Origin of the sequence: Nocardia sp. NPDC050793, from assembly GCF_040654065.1 — a bacterium.
Taxonomy (GTDB): Bacteria; Actinomycetota; Actinomycetes; order Mycobacteriales; family Mycobacteriaceae; genus Nocardia.
The window spans coordinates 338,109-359,012 of record NZ_JBFAHG010000006.1 but is presented as its reverse complement, the minus strand read 5'-3'; the positions used below and the strand labels follow the sequence as shown (position 1 = coordinate 359,012).

At 69.0% G+C, this 20,904-nt stretch carries 1 protein-coding gene (cut by both window edges); it reads right to left on the bottom strand.

This entire window lies inside a single protein-coding gene on the bottom strand: locus AB0H50_RS22850, encoding a LuxR C-terminal-related transcriptional regulator. The 51,297-nt coding sequence extends 11,390 nt beyond the window's left edge and 19,003 nt beyond its right edge, so the window shows coding positions 19,004-39,907 — codons 6,335 (partial) to 13,303 (partial); the first complete codon in reading order (the gene reads right to left) occupies positions 20,900-20,902. Both codon boundaries (start and stop) fall beyond the window edges.

Below are 20,904 nucleotides of genomic sequence, written 5' to 3'. Positions count from 1 at the left end.
CGGCCAAATCCATCCCACCGAGGGCATCCTCGTCGAGATTCGCCAGCATCGCGTCCACGTCGGACTGCGGCGACGCCTTCGAAACCTGCTCGGCATCGGCAACCGCGCCCGCCACGTCGGCCAAATCCATCCCACCGAGGGCATCCTCGTCGAGGTCCGCGAGGAGCGCGTCGACATCGACCTGCGGTTCTCCCGCGACCGGCTCGGGCTCGGCGGCTTGCTTGGCGGCCGCCTTCTCCGCACGGTATCGCTCCTCGGCCGCCGCTGCCCGCTCCGCCATCAGGTTGGCGCCTTCTCGGATCGGACCGCTCGGCGGGTGGCTCGGATCGTTGTCGATGCTTTGCACCACGAGGTCGCCGGCGCCGGGCAGTACGCGCAGCGTGAGCCGGACGGCCCCGAGAGCGTTCTCCACCGAGTTCGCGACCGCCTCGCTGGTTGCCAGCCACACCATTTGGAGGTGGACGGGTGCGTTGGCGCTCCAGCCGATCGCCGCGAGCTCCCCTTGCAGCCAGTGCCGCGCGAGTCGGGCGTGCAATACGCGCTCTCTGTCGGCGTGGTCGTGCTCGTCGAGATCCTCGCGACGCTCGGTGTCCGTGACCTCCTCACCCACGGTCGTTTCCGCATAGTGCCCGGGGTGCCCCTCGAACACCGCACCCGACTCGGCGAGCCACGGCAGGATTACCGATTCGTGCATCTCGACGAAGGCGTCCGCGATCCGGATGGGGTCCGGGCCCGGCTGGAAGGCCGGGTCTTTGGTGTCGACACCGGCGTAACCCAGATCGAGGTCCCGGTACCGCATCGTGGTGCCGTTCGCGTCACGGGTGAATTCCAGCGTGACCCGGCCCGAACCACCGCGTGCGAGGTCGAGCGCCAACGTCACCGACAATGTGTCGACCGGCCCGTCGGCGGTGACGGCGTGCTGCGTGTCCACGCTCTCGACCCGCACCGCGAAATGTGTTCCGGGACCGGTCAATTGGAATGCCTGCGCGCCGTTGCCGTCGAGGAGATCGCCGACCGAGATGGTCGGGGTGCCGTCGAGCCACAGGCTGGGAACAGTGAGGTCCCCGGAGAACCGGACGGCGCCGAGATCCACATTGTGGCGGGCCAATTCGAACTTCAGGTTCGCGGCGAAGGTCGGATCCGTGCTCGCCTGCTGGAAGGTCGTGCTGAACGGCTGGACGTGGACGAGCCTGCCCTCCACGATCTTCCAGTCGCCGAACGCGGCCGGTCCCTCGTCGATATCGCTGTAGGTGCTGTACAGCGCGGCGTGGTTGGCGCTGGCTGAAGTCCGGAACTCACCGTCGGCACCCATGATGAAGAAGTCGCCGTCCGGGTCGGTCGTGTTGTACAGCGCGTTGTCCGGACCCCAGCGGAACAGCCCGTCCGCACCCAGGCGAATGATGCGGTAGTCCGTTTCGCTCGCCGTCTGCGGCCGGTAGGCGTCGACGTCGCTCGGCCGCGCGACCTCGTATTCGTCGCGGGTCGGCACCGGTCCGGCCAGCGGTTCCGGCTCGGAATCGGACCGGACCGTGGGCTCGGGATCCACTGCCGCGGGCAGGTTCTCGTCGAACTCGAACCATACAGTTTTGGCGTTCCCGGGGTCAGGCGTGGTGTCGGCGTCCTCGACCAGATGCCACCCGGCGCGGTGCGCCTGCGACATCAGCAGCGCCACACCGGTGATCTCGTCGCCCGCCGGTTCGACCGGCAGTTGTGAACTGCCATCGGTCATCTCGACACTGATCAGCCGGTTACCTGCGGCACCGGACACCCGTACCTCGAGGGTGCCGTCACCATCGGTGTGCACCCGGGCGTTGCGGGCCAGTTCCTCGGCCAGCCCGCCCGAGGAGACCACGTCGTCGGACACCCGCCAGCCGTGCATCAGCAGCGGCGTCAACCGGCCCGCAAGCTCAACATCGGCCGGATTATCCTGTCGCACTGGGATTTCCAGTCCGATGGCAGGGTTGTCCACACCGGTGACCGTGACCACGACAGTGGCACCACTCGCGGGGGTGATCTCCACCCGCAGGTGTGTAGGCACCGGATCACCCGAGACCTGAGCCCGCACTCGGCCTTGGCCGTCGCCGAGCACGCCGCGCAGCAGCGCGCCCACCGTCTCCGTCTGTACTTCGCCCAGCCCAGCAGCCGATCCGGTCAGATCGGCGAGCACGAGCGCTAGGTCGTGACCGGTGTGGACCGTGGTTTCGAACCGGTGCGAACCGTCGAAGACCGCCTCGGATTCGGCCAGCCACGGCAGGACCAGCGAACGGTGGAACTCGGTCAGGGCGGCGGCGAGCGAGCCGCGGGTACCCGCGGGGCCCAGCTCGAGATCGGTGTAACGCGCGGTGGTTCCGAGGTCGGTGCGATCGAGCACCAAGGTCACCGAGCCGGAACGGCCGGTCAGATGATCGACCGACAGCGTCACCGACAGAGTATCGCCATCCGCGGCTACGTTGGTCACGCCAACCCAAAAGTCCCGTCCGCTGCTGCCGAAGATGGTCTCGGCGTTCCTGCCGGACCTGTCGATCAGCCCGTCGACGGTGTGCGCGGCGGGGCCAGGACGCCACACCGCGCCCAGGAGCTCGCCCTCCATGGTGGCCTGGGAGACGTCGATCCCGTTGACCGCCAGCAGGTTCACGAGCTGGGTGGTGAAGCGCCCGATGGTCGGCGCCACGCTGAATGTCCCACTGTACGGGGAGAACTCCCGCACCCTACCGTCTTCGACCTTCCAGATGCCGAAGCCGGTCGGCCCGTCGGTGGGGTCCGCGTAGGTGCTGTACAGGGCACCGTGCGGGGCGTTCCTTGCCAACAACTCGGGCGACAGCTCCTCGAACCCCAACGACCGGATGTCGGTCGGGTCCTTACCGATCAGGAAGTATGCAATCCCGGATCCGGTGTTGTACAGCTCGTCGCCGACGTAGAGGAGCCCGTCGCGCACAGTCAGCGCGTGGAAGGGCACCCGGTGGGTGATGTCCGGATTGTAGGCAGCCGGGTTGTTCGGCGGCGCCACTTGGTAATCGGTGCTGGGCGGGCGGGCATCGCCGACGGCCTCGTCGGCACCGATGTTGTAGGTGGGCCGCACCGCCGGATCGGACGGGAACGAGTCGAGGGGGCGGACCGGTTTGCCCGAGTAGTTGTAGACGATGCCGGACAGCGCCACGACGCCCGGTCGGGTCGAACCCCACTGGTAGGCGCGCCAGGTCTTGGTGCGTGGGTCGAACTCCATGACGATGCCGTTGCGCATGGCCATGGCGTAGGCGTGCGCGCCGATGCCGTTGTCGTCGGGACCGGCGTAGTGCTCGACGACCAGGATCTCCGACGCCGGATCGCGGCTGTCGAGCAGGCGAAGGGCGATCGCGTCTCGGGAGGTCAGGCGTTCCAGACGGCCACCGGCGTGCAGTTCGGCCTCGTCGGCGGTGCGCCCCGCGAGGCCCGGACGGTCCGTGAACGGCAGGATGTTGCGGTCCGGCTTGCCGCGGCCGATCACGTTCAGCGACTCGTCCAGGCAGTCGTTGTCGGTGATCTCGGTCTGGTCGGCCGGTGCGTGGGCCTGTGTGCCGTCCGACGCCGGCACACCGGGGACGGCCGCGGCGGCGCGGGCCGCGGTGATGTGCGCGAGGGTCGCCAAACCCTGGGTGGGCGTGTGGGTTTCGGGGTCGGCGAAACCGAACCAGCGCAGGTGGGCCTGCTCGGCGGGGTTGTCGACGGCGGCCGCGGGCAACGCCTGCGCGGGCAGGTCGGTCGCCGAGAGCAACTGGATCTTCGGGCCCATGAGCGCCCGCGTGCCATTCCGTAGGAATCGCGCGGTTCGGGTCTGCCCGGCGAGCATCCGGACGTCGAGCGCGGCCAGGAGCTGACGGACCCGCATGGTCGCCCACTGAGCGGGTGTGGCCGGCGCCAGGAACACCGACCCGGGCGGCAGCCCGAGCTGCGCGGGCGACGGCACGCGATCCAGCGCGTCCGGGTTCAGCGAGATCATGGTGGCGAGCTGTCCGGACAGCCCGTGGTTCTCGTTCGCCCTTGCCGCGACGGAAACGTCGGTGCCCATGGCGATGAGATGGTTCTGCGGCATCACCGCGTCGGTCTCGCCCGCCATCAGGTTCTGGTAGGCGCGCACCGCGTTGTAGGTGCCGATGCGATTGCGCAGCGCTTGCTGCGCATACGATCCGGAGTCGCCGAGGCGTCCGATCACCGCGACCGAGCCGCCACCGACCTCGGCGGCGACAGCCTCGTAGAGGTTCACCATCGAGTACAGGTACTTGTCGGCCTCGGCCGGGTCGGTGTCCTGGCCGAACTCCACCCAGAGCACGTGGTCGGCGGAATCCACCGGGCCGACGGAGAATTCGGCCATACCGCGGCCGTTCGCGACATTCGACTGGGCCGATCGGATCTGCACCTGCGGCGGGGTCAGCGGCGCACGGACCTGCGCGGCCACCTGCACGCCGCGATACAACCCCTTCCAGATCGACTCGGCATCGTAGAGCAGCGCCGCATCCCGAGGCCCCAGGTCGAGTTGGTCGCCGAGCCGGGCGACGATGCCGCGCAGCACATGCTGGTGTGCACGGTCGCGCACGCGGGCGGGCAGCCCATCGGCGTTGGCCATAGACCTCGGGTAGTCGTACAGCATCCGCAGCTGCTGGCTCGGGGTCAGTTCCGCCCACCAGCGAGCCAGTCGCAATGCGTGCTGCGGGCTTTGATCGCCGACCAGCAGGGTCGATACTTCGGCACTCTGTCCGAAGGCACTGTGCGCGAGCTGAAGCAGGCGAACCGCCTCGGCGCCCTCTTCCGCGTCCGGGATCGGTCCGCCGAGCTCCCGCAGTGTGGACGAAGCACCCCACGGGGCGTTGTCGGGCGCTTCCAGCGGTCGGTTGCGATTGCCGACCGGGCCGTCGGGGTAGCCCGGTGCGGTCGCATCGGCGGAAATGACGTCCGGAGTGCGGTGTTCGGTGTTCGCCTGCCAGCCTGCCGGTGTCTCGGTCACGGTGATGCCGAGACCGGCGGCAATCAACGCGAGCTTGCGCTGGACGGTGTTCGGGGCGCGAGTCGCCGTGTCGGCGAAGCCGTGGCGCACATCGATGGGTTGCGGACCGATCGGGCCGCCCGCTATGCGCTGTGCGGCGAACTCCTCCACCGAAACGCCGATGCCCAAGCGGCTGAACAGGGTTCGGCTCACGCCGGGCGGGCGGCCGTCCGCCCACGCGACCAGCTGGCCGGAGCTCGACACGACGTAGACCGGCGCACCGAAGCTTTCGGCATGCGCGGTCTCGATCCCGAGTTCAGCGGCGACGGCGTCGCTGAATCCGAATTCCGTTGCGCTACCCACCGGTCCGGTGCCCGCCGGGTCGATCAGCGTGACCGCTTCGATCAGGCGAGTCGTGGGATCGACGCCGGCGAGTCGCCCCTCGACGAAACCGCCTCGGGCTCCCGCGGCGCTGGCGATGAGCGCGCCGGTGCGGTGTCCGAACAGGTAGTTCGACGGTAGTCCGAGCTCGTCCGCCTCGGAGCGGTACGAGTCGGCGTCATCCCGCTCGGCACCGTCCAGCTCGGCACCGTCCAGCTCCAAGCCGTTCAGCTCCCGGCCCGCGTGGAACGCGGCGACGTCGCGGAGCAGCAGGTTCCCGGCCTGGGCGGTGCGCGCGGCCACGGTCTTCGGACGGATGCCGAGATCCTGGTCGGTGCCGACCCAGGCGATCACCGCGACCGCGTCCTTGTCCGCCCGAACTCGGTTGCGCAGCGTCCGAGCGGTCACGTCGTAGTGGTTGCGCGCCGCGAGCAGGACCGGATCGAGGTCGCCGAGGCCGGTGCCCGCATCGGGCACGATCCAGCTCACCGACCGGGCGGTGGCGAGCTTGCCGTAGCCGATCAGGGCACGGCCCGCACCGTAGGACAGCAACTGGACCTGCGGCGGTCGCAGCGAGCGGTGCACGGTGCGTGCCAAAGCCTCGGCGCGCAGCAGGGATCGGGCGGTGCCGTGCAGGTCGGCGAGCCGCGCGCGCTGCGACGGAGTCAGCTCGCTGCCTGCAATCGCACTGAGCTGGCGGATTTCTCGGGCCAGCGCGATCCGGTTGGCGTAGTCGCGCAGGCTGTTTCGCCGTTCGTCGTGTGTCACCGGCACGTCGGTGGACAAGCCGTCGGTGTTGCCGATCACCTCCGGGTACACCCGCAGCAGCACGTCCTGATCGGTCGGCGACAGCGAGGTCCAGTAGGCGAAGTTCTCGGCGGTCAGCAGGCGCGCTTCGGTCACCGGATCCGGCGACATCTGTTCCGGATGCAGCAGCACCGCTGGATCCGTGCCGCGCCCGGACGGGTGCATGGCGAGCAGTTCGGCGGCGCGTTGCCGGTCGCCCTCGGTGAAGCCGGGGTCCTTCGGGAACACGCGGCGGTCGTCCAGGGCGACCGCCGGCGCCGGATCCATCTGGGCGATGAGCGCGCCGGTCCGGGTTTCCGGGTCGACGAGGTGATCGGCGTTGGGCTGCAACGGTTTTCCGTCGACGCCGTAGCCGATCGCGGTCGTCAGCACCACATCCGGAGTGGATTCGTTCCAGAGGTACGGGCGCCATGCGCCGTTCTCGACGTTCGGGTCGCTCATCATGAGTCGGCCGCCTTCGCGGACCATGTTCCCGTTCTCGTCGACATTGGCCACCAGGACCATGTGGGCGACGTTGTCGTACCCGTAGGTCACGACGACCAGCGACGCGGTCATCGGATTCGCCGGATCGGCGAGCTGGTGGGCGATCGAGTCCCGGTCCGGGTGCACCCGCAGGCGGCCGCGCCCGTAGAACTCCGCCTCGTCGGCGCTGCGCCCGGCCAGTCCGGCGCTGTCGTCGGGCGGGTCGACATCCAGGCCCAGGTCGTCGTGGCCGGTGCGCAGCGACACGTCGACGCAGTTGCCGATATGCCCGTCGTACCAGGTGCCGCCCCACGGCTGGGCCGGTGACGGATCCAGGTGGTACAGCTCCTGCGGGTTCAGCTCCCGCGAGACCAGCTCGGCATTGTCGCGGCCCAGGTCCTCGTCGAGTTCGACGATCCGGCCGCTCGCCGGATCGATCGGCATCTGCACGTTCGTGGAGTCCTGCGCCATCGGATCCGAAACGCCGGGCCGGTGCTCGTCGAAGGTGACCTCGTCGATCCGGCCCGCGGCGATCCGGCCGAAGTTGCGCAGCGCCTCGGTCGGATTCCCGGTGCGGGGGTCGTAGTCGTAGTAGCTGCTGCGCACCACCTCCGGGTGACGGTATTCCTCGGTGGAGGAGATCTCCGCGGCCACCCGCTTGGCGCCGAAGGCCGCCGTTGCCGGGTCCATGCCGGTGCCGTACCCGGTGTACCGGCCCTGAGCGCCGGGAACGTCGGCGCCGAGCCAGGTCTGCTGATCCCGGGAAGTGGCCGCGACATAGACATTTTCGGGATTGATGCCGGTGTCGGCGGCGTGCGCGAGCGGGAGGCCCGAGGAGCCGGCGATCACGAGATCGGTGACCTGGGCGTCCGCGCCGGGGAGCGTCGACCACGCGGTGGCGGCGATGAGCGAGCCCGCGCTGTCCAGGGCGAAGACGTGCGTGTCCGGTGCCGGCGTGCTCGCCTGCGCGCGAACGGCGTTGATCGCCGCGAGATCCCGGGCGAGCAGCTGTCCGTCGGCGGTCACGGAGTCGCCGTAGCCGCGCCAGGCGATGACCGCGTACTCACGGTCGGCATCCGCCAGGACGGCGGAGTCGAACAGCTGCGTCGCGTGAATCAGATTGTCCGGCACCGTGGTAGCCGTCACCTGCGGGGTGTCCGGAGCCGACACCATGGTGGACACCGAATCGGCGGTCTCGAGGTTGCCGACGGTGACGACGCTACGCACCTGTCCGTCCAGCGACGGCGTGTAGGTCCGCAGGTTCACCGCGGGCGAGCCGGGGATGTCCTCGCTGTTCGACACCATCTCCCGCAGGTCGAAATGCAGCTCCGACAGTGCCTTCCGCAGTTTGCCGACGCCGGGCGACAGGTTCTCGCCCAAGTCCAGCAGCGCACGTAGGTCGTTGTCCAGCAGGTCCCGGTTGACCCGACCCCGCACCGGCTCGGGGATGCCGTCGGCCTGGCCGATCTCGCGCGGCACCAGTTTGATCAGCGCCACCTGCTCGGCCGGATCCAGTGCGTCCCACCACTGCCGGTTTCGGGTTGCGAGATCGCCGGATTCGCCGAGCAGATCAGTGTAGTGCTCGGCGTGCAGCAGGGCGCTCGCGTCGGCGTCGGCACCCAAGCGGGACAGTGCATTCCGCACCAGCGCCTGTTCGTCGGGTGTGCCCTCGGGCGGCGCCCAGAGGGTCGGCGGAGCGCGGTCACCGTTCGAGTCCGGGTTGGTGGCGCCGATCGCGAACTCCGGATGCGCGGCCGGGTCGGCGGGGAACTCGCTGATGGGGCGCAACGGCTTTCCGGCACGGTCGAAGGCGATGCCCGACATCGCCATCGCGTCCGTCCCGGCCTCACCCCGGACAAACGGCCGCCACGCGCCCTTGTTGTCGTTCAGGTCGCGCACCATGATCCGGCCGCCTCGGTTGGCCATCACGTAGGCGTGCGCACCGATACCGTTCGTGGCGGCGGCATAGTGGTCGACCATGATCGCGATCGACAGCGGATCGTCCGGATCCGCCAGGCGCGCGGCCACCTCGTTCCGGCTGCCGAACAGCTGCAACCGTCCCTTCGTCCGCTCCTCGAGCTGTGTGCCGGTCCGCCCGCGCAGGCCGGGCTCATCGGTGAAGGACTGCACGACCGTGCTGCCGGTTTCCGATATCACCGTGTCGACGGAGTCATCCGCGCAGCGTTGCTGCGTCACTTGAGCCGGAATTGCCTGTGGCACAGCACTTTCCGGCACCGAGAAACCATGCTGACCATCGGTGACCGCCGGGTCGGCCGAGCCGCGCGGAACGCCCATCGCCGTGGGGCGCAGCGTGTGTCCGATGTCCACGGCGACGGATGGTGCCGCACCCGGATCGGCGGGCTTGGCCGGGTATCGCACGCCGTTCTCGGCACGCAACTCGGCGACGATGCTACGCACCGTCGCGCGCTGCAATGCCTCGAGTTCCGTCTGGGTCTTCCCCATCTGCTTCGCGACGTCCACGATGCGGTGCTTGCCGAGATACCGCAGCTCGGCGAAGGTCTTGCCATCGCCACTGAGCCGACCGATGGCCGTGGTGAAGGTGTCGTGGTCGTTGCGCGCCGCGGCCTGCACGATCGCCAGCGCCGCGCCGTTGGTCAGGAACACCCGCGTCGACAATATGTCCCGCAGCGCGAGCACCGCTTCACGCCGGGTCTGGGGGGCCTGCTTCAGCTCGGTGCGCAGCTGCTCGAACGGCACACCCTCCAGGTAGCGCCGGGTAGCGAATGTCTGTGCGCGCGCGGGCAGCTGCGCGATCGCCTGCTCCAACATCGCCCGCTGATGCCGGGCGTACGCGGACAGATTGGCCTCCAATACCTCTGAACTCGGACTCCCGGTCAGCAGATGCCCAGCCAGTTGTTTGGTGATCCGTGCGATCTGTTCCTCGACCGAAGCCGTGGAGACACCGGCCTCCGCCGCGATGGCCTCGGGCGAGCGATTTTCGGACACCGCGAGGAGCGCGACCTGCCGATCGGCCGGGCTCAGCAGCGTCGGTCTGAGCATCAGCCGCGTCACCAGTTTCGGCTGGGCCTGGAACACTTGCCGCGCGAAGTCCAGATCGGTCGCCGCCTGCGCCTGGTTCGCCTCGTCTATCCACCGCGCCAATGCGGCCACGGCATCTTCGTTGACCTGCAACACGGTGGCGACCTGGACGCCCATGCGGTCCGCCACCTCCGCATACGGCAGCTGGTCGATCACCCGCAGTCGCACGATGACCTGATCGGCGGGCGCTAGCCGCGTCATCAGATCCGCCACCAGGTTCGGATCGGAGCCCAGGGCTGCCTCCACGACGGCGAGCGAGTCCGTGACGTCCACCGGCTCCGGCCCGGCCGGGTTCGCCTCGGCGGCAGCGCTCGTCTGGTCCGGTGCCTGCGCGGGAACTGGGGTGGTGCCGTCCGCGACGATCGCCTGCACTTCGTGCGGGCCGTCGGGATCGTAGGCGAAGAACGTCCCCTGGTCGCGGCCCTTCCGCAGCTTGCGTACCGGACGGTCCAGTGAATCGGCGTCGGTGACCGGCTGGGCCGCCGCTACCGGCGGCTGTGGTGACGCGGGCGAGTCCGGAGCCGAGGATTCCAGCTCGGCCGGCGCCGGCCGCGAGGCCGCAGACTGGTCGTCTTCGACGTTCGACTGCCGTATGGCGCCACGGATCGAGGTGCTCCATTCGGTGCCGAGATCACCGATGAGCAGCGTCGCCATTCGCGCGTAGGCGCGACGTTGCAGATTCTGGATCGCGGACGTGGGCTTCCCGAGCGCAGCGGCGATGGCCACATGTTTGCGACCCTCGAAGATGCGCAGTGTGACGAACCGCTGCTCCAGCTCGGTGAGCCCGGACAGGTTGCGCCGCAGCGCCTCCCGCGGAGCGGCCGAAACCAGTGCGGCGGACTCCGGATCGGTCAGAACAGGACGCCCGGTCAACTCGCCGGCCAGTTTCCGCACGGCTTCGCCGAAGATGTTGTCGACGGACTTCACGGTGAGCGGGTGCATGGCCTCAGCCGCTTCAGCACGCGTCATCCCCCGGACTATCCGCAGTCGAACAATGCGCTTTTCGTTGGCATTGAGCACCTGCATCGCCCGGGACAGTGCCTTCTTGTTCGTCCGCTGGGTCTCCTGTACCAGCTTCAAAGCGTTGCCTGGTTTTCCGGACGGTATCGGGTCGGGGCCGCCGGACAGCATGCTGGCCAGCTTCGGAACGACCCGGTACTGCGTAGTCCACAACGCGCCCTGTTTGCGCCCGGTCAGCGCGGCGATCTCAGGGATGGTCAGGCCCTGCCCGAACCGCAGCTCGACGAATTCCTTCACTGCGGGCGACAGCTTCGCCGCGGCTGCCAGCACGGCATCTCGGTTGGCCGGGTTTCTGACCAACAGCATCGCGGGGCTGCTGTCGACGGAGTCCGGCTCCGCTTTCGTCGCACTCTCGGGTCGTTCGTCTGCTTCCGCCACGTCGACGGCCGAACCGGCTGCGGTGACGCCTTCCGGTGCGCCGTTGACGAGCCAGTCCGCCAGTTGCCGCGCGGCGTGGTTGCGCTGCTGGCGTACGCCGTTCTCAGTGCTGTCGATCCGAGCGGCGATCTCCGCGAGCGTGTCACCGTGCAGTACACCCTCGATGGCGTGCCGTCGATTCGCGGTGAGATATCTGAGCAACGGCTCCAGTGCGGCGTGGTCTGCCTCTCGCACCGCCGCCAAAGCCTCGTCCACGGTCAGCGGTACCGCGCTGTCCGACAGTAGGTTGGCCAGCTGGTCGGCAGCTCGTTTGCGTGCTTTACGCACCGCGTTCTCGCTGCGATGCAGTTCGGCGGCAATCTGTTCCGTCGTTTTGCCCCGCAGAGCCAATTCGATCACCGCGCGACGAGCGACCGGAATTCTGGCCAGGTGCCGATCGAACTCGTTGTTGCGCTCGTGGTATGCGTCCTCGACGGCCTCCCAGTTCGGGTCGGCGTCCGGACGCGGGACGCCGGTGAGCGCCTCAGACAACCGCTCCACGGCCCGCTTCCTGATGCGCGCGAGCTGTGCCGGTTCCCGGCCCATCTCGGCTGCTACCGCGGGCCATTCGCGGGATTGGAGGATTCGCAGGTCGGCGAACTGCCGTTGCGCCGCAGATAGTTTCGCGATCGCTCGCTCCAACGTCCGCCGATTCCGCGGCTCCTGCGCGGCGCGCATCAAGCGCGATTCCGGATTGTTCCGCTCCTCGAGCGCGGCGGCAATGGACTGGGCAAGATCCCGGATCGCCCGCTTCTCCGCGACCCGAGCGTCCGCTCTTGCCTGCTCGGAATTCAGGTTCAGTGCGGCGCATACGTCCTCGAAGGACATCGCGTCGCGTACTCGCAGCATCAACCACCGGCGCTGGTCCCGCCGCAGCCCCTCCAGCCCTGCCTGTACGTCGGAACGGCTCGCCGTAGCCAACGCCTGGCTCTCCGGACCGTTCTCCGACAGGTGCGGCGCGACCGCGTGCAATTGGTCGCGCAGCCGCTGCCGGAAGCTGTCGAACCAGCGTTCCTCGGCCACCTTTGCTCGGTCCGTGGTGGCCGAAGCTTGCTTCGGCCCGACCGCGTGCCCCGAGCTGTCTCCGTCCGGATTGTTTCCGGTGACGATGCCCGGATCGAATCGGCCCGATGGGTTCGCGACACCCATAGCCGCGGTATCGGGCGTGTCCGCATCCAGCGCGAGGCCCCCACCCCGCGGACGCGGATCGGACCCGGCATCGGTTCCGTCGTCGGTCTCGTTCGACGCATCCGGCTGTCCCCCGGCCGGGTCGGAATCGAGCCCGTCCCGCACCATGTTCGGCAGTCCGCCACGGTACGGCCAGGTGTCGCCGGTGATCTTGCCGTTTTCCTTGATCTCGGTGAACCTGTCCACCGCGCTCTGAATGGCTTCGGGTTCGAGGCCGTCCAGGATCGCTCGCACGTCCGCCTCGGTGGCCGCGGCGACCAGCGCCATCGCATCGGGGTGGAGGTCTCGGCCCAGCGCGTCGGCCACGAAGACCGACTGGATCTCGAACTGGGCGAAGGAGTTCTCGTCCACCGGGAAGGTGGCTTCGTCGTCGGTCGATACGACGCGATCGGACGGGGTGGTGATGATGTCACCCACGTGGCGGTCACGGTTGCCCGCGATGTAGTCGACGATCGCGATCATGTCGCGGACCAGCCGGTCGTAGCTGCGTACCGCACGTCCGCTCTCCGCGCCCGGCACGTACTCCTGGAGGATGCCCGTGCCCTTGCTGCCTTCCCACAGATAGGTGGGCGGCTTGAGGTGGAACTTCAGCAGCCGGTCGAGCAGGTAGGTCTTGACCTCGCGCAGCGCGCGGCCCGAAGGCGGGACGTGGGCGTTGTCGGCGTCGCCGTGGAACGGCTTGTACACCCAGACGGTGTCGCTGCCCTCGAACGTCACGCGAATGAGTCCGTGCGTGCTGAGTTTCGGGTCGGTGAAGGCGGATTCGCGAGCCGGTCCGAGGGTTCGCGGGTCGACCGTCTCGAAACTGGCCTGGACGGAATCGGTTTCGGCATCCCCGCCCGTTTCTGAGTCGGCGTCGCCGACGTGATCGCCGTGGATGCGTCCGTTGGTGCGAATCTCGTCGAGCCGGTTCAGTACACCGTCGATCTGGGTCGCGGTGAGCCCACCCTGCTCGAGCAGCTGCCGCAACCGCTGCGGCTCGATCGCCGCGACCTGCTCCAACACCGCGGCGTCGATGGGCCGGAACAGCGATGACGCGACGAAATCCGAGCTCTCCCAGAAGCCCGCGAGGTAGTCCACCACGGCGTGCGCGCCGCGCTGGGTTCGGGTGGCGGTGTCGAAGTCGCGGCCCGGTTCGAAATCCGGGACGAACGCGCGAAGCACGTCGCGCACGACATTGCCCGCGCCCCTGGGCTTTCCGGTGCCGCCCGCGCGGTGCGCATGCGTATCCGGGCCGCTTTCGAGATCGGAGGCGAACACCGTGCCCGGATCGCGGCGATACCGCGCCACGCCGCCGCTCTCGGGGTCGGTGCTCGGCGTCGCCGGATCAGTAGCGTCCGTCCTCGACACTCCCGCATCCGACCGCACAGGCGTGACAGTGGTCGGACCGGAGGAGCCTTCACCGACAGAGGGATCCACGGCCTGCGGGCCGACGTCTGAACCGCCAGGACCGGTGCCGGGATCGACCGGGGACCCGCCCTCGGGCCCGTCGTCGCCGTCGGCATCGGGCGGCGTGGTGTCGGCGTTCCCGAGCAGGCTGTTGTAGAGGTCGGCGGCCTCCAGGACCCCGGCGTGGGTCAGCCAGTCGGTGTACAGCTCTAGCGTCTCGGGGGCCGTATCGGGGTCCGCGGACAGATCTCGTTGCTCCAGTACGGTTTCCAGCTCGGCGACCGGGGTGTCCAGCGCCCGCGCCAGCGCGTCGGCGAGGCGAGCGCATTCGGCGCGCAGCTCGGCCAGGCGCGGCGAATCCGCGGTCGGTCCGGCCGGGCGGGGCGAATTCGGGGTCAGCTCGGCAGGATCGACCGACAGCAGCCCGGCCATCTCGGCCAGGTTCTCTCGGGCCGCTGCCAGCTGGGTGTCCGGGCCCGGTTCGGCCGGCGGGCTCGGCGGCAAGACCTCGGCACACAGGTCCACGAACGCGGCGAGCTCCGGTGAGCCGATCGCCGTTGCGACACGGCGCAACTCGGCCACGGGATCGCCGTCGGTGTGCGCGAATGAGCCGCTCAGCTCATCCACCGCGAGTAGCTCGGCCAGCTCCCGCTGCAACGCGCTATTGGTGTCCCGCAGGCGCTGCGCGGCCGCCGCGTCGACCGACCCGGTCCGCAGTTCCCGGACCTGAAGCCACTGGGTTGCGTCGTCCCAGGTCATGCGCTGACCGATCCACTGCTGCAACTCCGGCAACCGCTCGGCGTCCACCGCCCGCTGCCATGCCGCGGCATCCAGCGCACGCAACTGCCTCTGCACGACATCCACGGCCTGCCGCAGCAAGCCGGGTCGCTGCATCAGCTCCGGGTCTACGCCCAGGGCGCGGGCCAGATCCTGCTGTGCGGGTGGCAGATCGATAGGAGCCGAGTCCGGTTCGCTACCCAGGTCGGGCGAGCTGGTTTCGGGCGGCTCGACGGTGGCTGGGGTCTCGGTGCCGATGGTGTCGCGGAAGATCCCCGCAAGTCGCTCGACGAGATTCGCACCCGGCCGGTTAACGCCGCGGCGGGTCTTCTCCACCCACTGGACGGCATTGTTGGCGGCGGGGCCGTCGATCATCTTCCGCCCGGCCTTGGTTTGCAGGAAGGCGTCGACTTCCGGACCGGCCAGCCGCTCGGCGTCGGCCCGTGACATGCCGAGCCGGGTGAATTCCTCGATCTTGGAGGCCAAGGTACCGCGCCGGACACTCGCCGATGGCGTTTCCTGGTATTCGCGATACCGTTGCAGAACAAGCGCTTTCGCCTGTTCGGCGGCCACCGGATCGCCGTGCTGGGCGATTTCGTCCAGCAGTTTACGCAGGCCCTTCGGCAGCTCGAGATCAGCTGCGGCAACCTGCGCCCCGGCGAGGAACTGGGCGAGTTCCTTCTCGACCCACTGCTTGGTCCGGTCCGCGGCGTCCCGGCCGATGCGGTCCAGCGACCGCTCGCCGACGAGCTGCTCGTCGGCGAACCGCCGAGCCTCCGACTCCACCTCGGCTTCCGGGTCCTTCGCCTGAAGCTGGTTCGTCTTGTTGTTCACGAACTCTCGATGGGCGCGTACCGCCCGCTCCTGCCGGAACTCCCGATAGCGCTCGAGCACAGCGTCTTTCACACTGTCGGCGAAATCCGGGTCGGTGGCGGCGCCGTCGATCCGGTCCAGGATCGCATACAGCGCGTCGGGCAGTTCAGTATCCGGCAGCGGCGGAATCGAGCGCTGCTCGGCGCTGCTCGAATCCGGCCCGATCTGGGTGTTCGCGTGATCGATGACCTCGATGCGATGGTCCTCGAGCACGCGGCCGTTCTCGTCCTCGATGCGAATGGCTTCGATTCCGGCCTTCTCCGTCGGCGCGATGCCGTCCAGGAAATGCCACACCACCCTGGGTGGCTTCCCGTCGACCCACAGGGCCCGATTCAGGTACGCGATCTGCAATTGCCGACGCACCTGCGCTTCGGTTTCCGACTTCATCCGCCGGTCCTGAGTGACCGTTCGCTGACGCGTCTTCACCTCGTTCCAGGTGGCGCCGCGGTCGGTGACGATATCGACCTCGCCATCGATCGCACCCCCCATCGGCAGGTTCGCGTCGATCAGCATTCCGACGCGGACCACGCCGTCCAGCCGCGACGCAATCGTGAATTCACCGAGGAGCCCGCGCACTATGGCATCGAAGCCACGCAGGAACGACGAGTCGTCCATAGGAGTGGCCAGTCGGCCGGTCGGCGTCTTGCCCTCGAAGTAGTGGCCGGCCAACTCGGCCAGCTGGTTGCGCATCCCCGTGATAGTTGTCTGCCAGTGGTCGGCACCCTTGTCACGCAGGTCGGGTTTGGCTGCCAGCAGCGCATCGAGGGCTTGCTGCGCCTGGGCCACGCGGTCGAGCAGAGCTTCGATCCGGTCGATGAACACGCGCTGCTCGGCGGGCAACTCCGGATCGATATCGGAATCGATCCCTTGCAGTGCCAGGTCGATCCGGATGAGCCGAGCGCAGAAGTCGCCACCCGCTCGTTGAGCGCCGGCTCGGATCTGGTCGACCCATCGGGCAGTGTTGTTCGCGGCGTGCAGGCTGATGCCCCGCTCCGCTCGTGTGCCCGCTACGGGCTCGCCCGCCTGCCGCACGGCCTCCTCGACTTGCCGGCGGTGCACCTGGTATTGCCTGCGCACGAAATCCTTGGCTCGTTCGGCAGCTCGGGGATCCGTTGCGGTGGTATCGATCTGCGCCAGCACACTCCGCAGCGCCTTTGGCAGCGGCGCGTCTGCCCGTCCGGCCGCCGCGGCATCGCCTTCGGGGGAACTCGGCGTGTTCATGCCGAAGGAGACATCATCGGCGGGCGGCGCCGCGTTCGGGTCGGCGAAATCGGGGGCCAGCAGGATGGCCTGGCCGTCCTTGTACACCGTGGCCCAGAGGGCGGCGGTTTGGTCGGTGCTGCCGCCGGCGAGGTCTGCGAGCGAGACCTCGGTCGTGGTGGTGCCGCTGGTGAGTTCACGGGTTCCGGCGAGTGCGGGCCGCTGGAACCATTCGCGGCCATCGGGGTCGACCCGGTCCAGGATGACGGCTTGTCCGTTGAGTTCGAAAGTGTGTGTGCCGTCGGCGTTTTCGCCGATGTAGGTGAGGGCGGCGGCGTGGCCCATGGCGCCGTGGCGGTCGGCGGTGGCGCGCTGTTCGAAGAGGTAGGCGGTGGTGCCGGGGCCGGAGTCGAGCAGGCCGCGCACCAGGCGGGCGTGGGCGGTGGAGTCGGCGTCGGCGACGAAGCCCTGCACCGGTGCGCCATTGAGCTCGGGGACGATATCGCTCCACAGCACACCCGCCAGTGAGGGCTCGAGCAGGTCGGCGTCGGTGACGGTGGTGCCCTGCGCCTGGTTGACGAATCGCGCGGCGACCGGCACGCAGTCGTTGTCGTGCTGGTCGAGGTAGTACCGGGTGCGTGGGAAGGCGCCGTCGCCGTCGACCTCGACGGTGACCGCCAGCACCTGCTCGCCGGGCCTGCCGGTGACGCGCGCCGAGACGTGCACGCCGCCGCGGGCCAGATCGTGGTCGTTGGTCGTGAAGGACCGGGTGGCCCGGTGGACGATGTCCTTCACCTCGGCGAGCGCCTGGTCGACCTTGGCCGCGGGCCAACCGCCCATGACGGCGCGCAGCCTGCTGTCCACCCCGTCCAGGCCCTGCATGCCGTAGTAGAGCGGGAGCGAGAACTGGCGGGTGCGCGCCGGATCGTTGACGTTCGGGTCCAGCCCGGAGGTGAAGTCGAGCGGGTCGGCGCGGCGGCCGGTGAGCCGCTGCCACAGCGTGCGCTTGCCGGGCAGATGCGGGCGGTTGGCGTCCCAGTCGTAGCCTGCGGCCTTGGCGGCCGCGTGCGCCTGATGCCCGGTCGCCTTCGGATTGCGCGCCTGGAACTCCGCTTCGAACAGCGCGCCCTCGAGCGCGATGATGTCCTCGCGCACCGGGTGTCCGGCGATCAACCGGTTCCACATCGCGACGACGTCGGCGATCTGGTTGACCTCGGAATTGCGCAGCAGGTAGTCGCGCGCCCGGTTCAGGCTCCGCACCACCTCGTCGGGTGTGCGGGTGTTGCCCGCGTGATCACGCAGCCAGGTCGAGCCGTCGGACCGCTTGGGCATGTGCTTGCCCTTGGGGTCGCGCACCCAGGCCTTGCCCGGGCCGCGCACCCAGCGCTTGGGGTCGCCGCCGGAGTAGCGGTCCGGATCCGAGAGCGCGTTGTCGACGATCCGGGCCAGCTGGCTGTCGTGCTCGTGGACGCGGTTGTGTTCGAAGTCCGCGTAGGCGGCGTCGGTCTCCTGCTGAATCCGCTGGCGCTCGGCGTCATTGGCGCGCCACTCCTGCGCCAGGCCCTCGGGGATGTCGACGCTGTCGCCGGTGTACGGGTAAGCGTACGTGCCGTCCAGCCGCTTCTGCTCGGAGTTCAGCGCGAGCGGCGCCAGCTCCTCGCGGTGCAGCGCCTGCGGGTCGGGCTGGCCCTCGTTGAACCAGGCGTAGGTGCGGGTGCCGCGCACCACCGGGATCAGGTGGATCCACTTGCCGTCGCGTACGGCCGGAATCCATTGCGTCACATCGGCCATGGCCTGCGCCACATGCGGATGCCGGTTCACGAAGTCCACCGACAGCGGCAGTGGGATCGACTGCCCGTGTGCGGTGTTCGCGGGCAGCCACTGGGTGGTGCGCAGGATGGTCCGGCCGATCCAGGGACGGTTCTGGATCAGGTTCTTCGCCCACGGATGGGTCGGTATCCGCTGGAGGATGCCGATGACCAGGATGCGGGCGTGGAACAGGTTGAGGCCGACGTCCGAGCTCCAGGCGTTCACGCCCTCGGGGACGTTGTAGATCGTCTTCGCGAACGGCAAGTTCTGCGGGAACAGGAACGCCGGAACCTCACCCGGCTCGAACTCGTGCAACCCCGCCATGATCTTGTCGAAGGTCGGCACCATCGACACCTTGAACAGGAACGGCGGCTGCGGGTCGGTCCACTTCTCCTTCTCCCACTTACGCGGATGCTTGGCCGAATCCCACGAACCGGCGCGCTGGGTGAGTTCGGCGTCGGTGGACGGCAACGCCACCGATTGCTGGTAAGCACCGTCGGCGTCGACCTCGACCTGACGGAACTGCACGTTCACCGGAATGACCGACGATTTCGCCATGCCGAGCAGCAGGCTCACGTCGGTCTGCGGCGGCAGCGCCGCAGACAGGGCCTGGCGGTAGTCGTTGACATCGGTGTCGGTGCCGACAACCACCGTCTGCGAGTTCGTAGCCGTGGGGCTGAGCGACGGCCGCACACCCACCCGATCGGAGATCGGCAGCAGGCCCAGCTCGTCCAGCGCGTCCAGCGCGGCCCGCCGCTCGGCGATCCGCTTGTCGAGATACTCGGTGAGCTGGCTCTGTTCGGCTTCCAGTTGCTGGATCTGGTTGATCAGCGCGCGCAGCTGCTGGAGCTCCTGGGCGCCCGGCTCCAGCGGACCCTGGTAGTCCGGGTTCAGCTGGTTGTCGTCGACGATCTGGAAGACCTCGGCCAGGGCGTTGCGCGACCTGGTGCCTGCCAGGATCTCCTGGGTGAGCGCGGCGCGCAGCTCGATCAGCGGACCGGGCGGGGTCTTTTCGTGCAGCGCCGTCTGCGTGGCTTCCAGCTGCGCCAGGGCGTGTAGCGCGTCCCGCAACTTCAGTCGCAGCACGGCCAGATCGGCCTGCTTGGCGCGCGAAGACGCCCGCGTGTCAACGGGTTCCGCTTCGAGATCGCGGATTGCCTCGCGCAGCGTCTGCACCGCGCCCTGGCCGCGGGTGATCTGCTCTTCGAGAGTGCGCCCGAACTGCTGGGCCAGGTCCACCCGATCGCGCAGCACGAACGCCGCGGTGAGGTTGTCGACCAGCTCCAGATCCTTGCGGAACTGGGCACTTTCGGTCTCGCCGCCCAGTTCGCCGTCCAGCTGCGCCTGCAAGGCGGCGGCCTGCGTCCCCAGGTCCGCCAGCCGCGCCCGCGTCTGCGCCTCGGTCCGGTTCAGCGCGTCCTCGTGCGCCTGCACCGCGGCGGTGCGGGCCGCTTCGGCCTCCGCCTTCGCGAGTTCCGCTGTCTCGGTCAACTGTTCGGCCTGCGCGGCCAAAGCCTGTGCGTCGGCTTCGCGACCTGCCTCGATCGCCTCCAGCGTCTGGGTCGTCAACCGCACCGACTGCGCGCGGGCCGCGGTCTCGCGGGCCAGCGCTTCGGACATCTCGGCGCGAAGCGCGTCGATCCGAGCCGAGGGCGGCGCGTGCGCGGGTGGCTGACGGTGCGCGGGGACAGGCGAATTCGGACCGGGGGTCTGGCCGATGCGCAGGTCCGCGTCGGGCTGGGCGGCGAACCTATCACCGAGGCCCTGGATCACCTGGCCGTCACGCCACACGACCGCCCAGGTCGCCTCGGTGGTGTCGGTGGTGCCGCCGGTGAGCTCGGCCAGCGAGACCTCCGTGCCATCGGGGCCGATGAACAACGCGACCCCGTCGCTGTCTGTGTGGCTATAGGTCACAGCAACACCGTCGACCTCGAAGCTGTTGCCGCCCACGTACTTCAGCGCGAACGAATGCGCACCGATACCGTGTGGATCCGCATCGGGCGGGCGTACCTCGCGCTGATCGAGCACCCAGGCGATCGAACCCGGGCCGGCCTGATCCATCAGCGCCTGCACCAGGTTGGCATGTGCGTAGTTCACGCCGAAGTCGAAGCCCTCGACCTGCGCGCCGCGCAGCAACGGCTCCACATCCGACCACATCCGGCCCGCCAGGTTGTCCGGCTGCGGAACAGGCCGGCCGACGACATCCGGCTCCCCCGGTACGCGCTGATCGTCGGCTACCAGGCGCAGTGAATCATCGACACAGGTGTTGATCGGCGCCCGGTCGGGCGCGGTGACCGGAGCCGCAGCGGGGCTCGGAACCGCGGTCGTCGCGTCCACCACATCGGCGACCGCGGGAACATCGAATGCCACCCCCGACTCGGTGAGCCACGGTGTCAGCCGTGCCTGCAGATCCCGCAGCACCGCGCGGATACGGGCCGGATCCGCCCCGAGATCGACATTGGTCAGGCTCGCTGTCGTGGCATCGCCGGTCCGGTCGAGCAGGAGCGTGACAGCACCGGCTTCGCCACGAACCGGGTTGAGCCGCAACGTGATCGCGAGCTCGC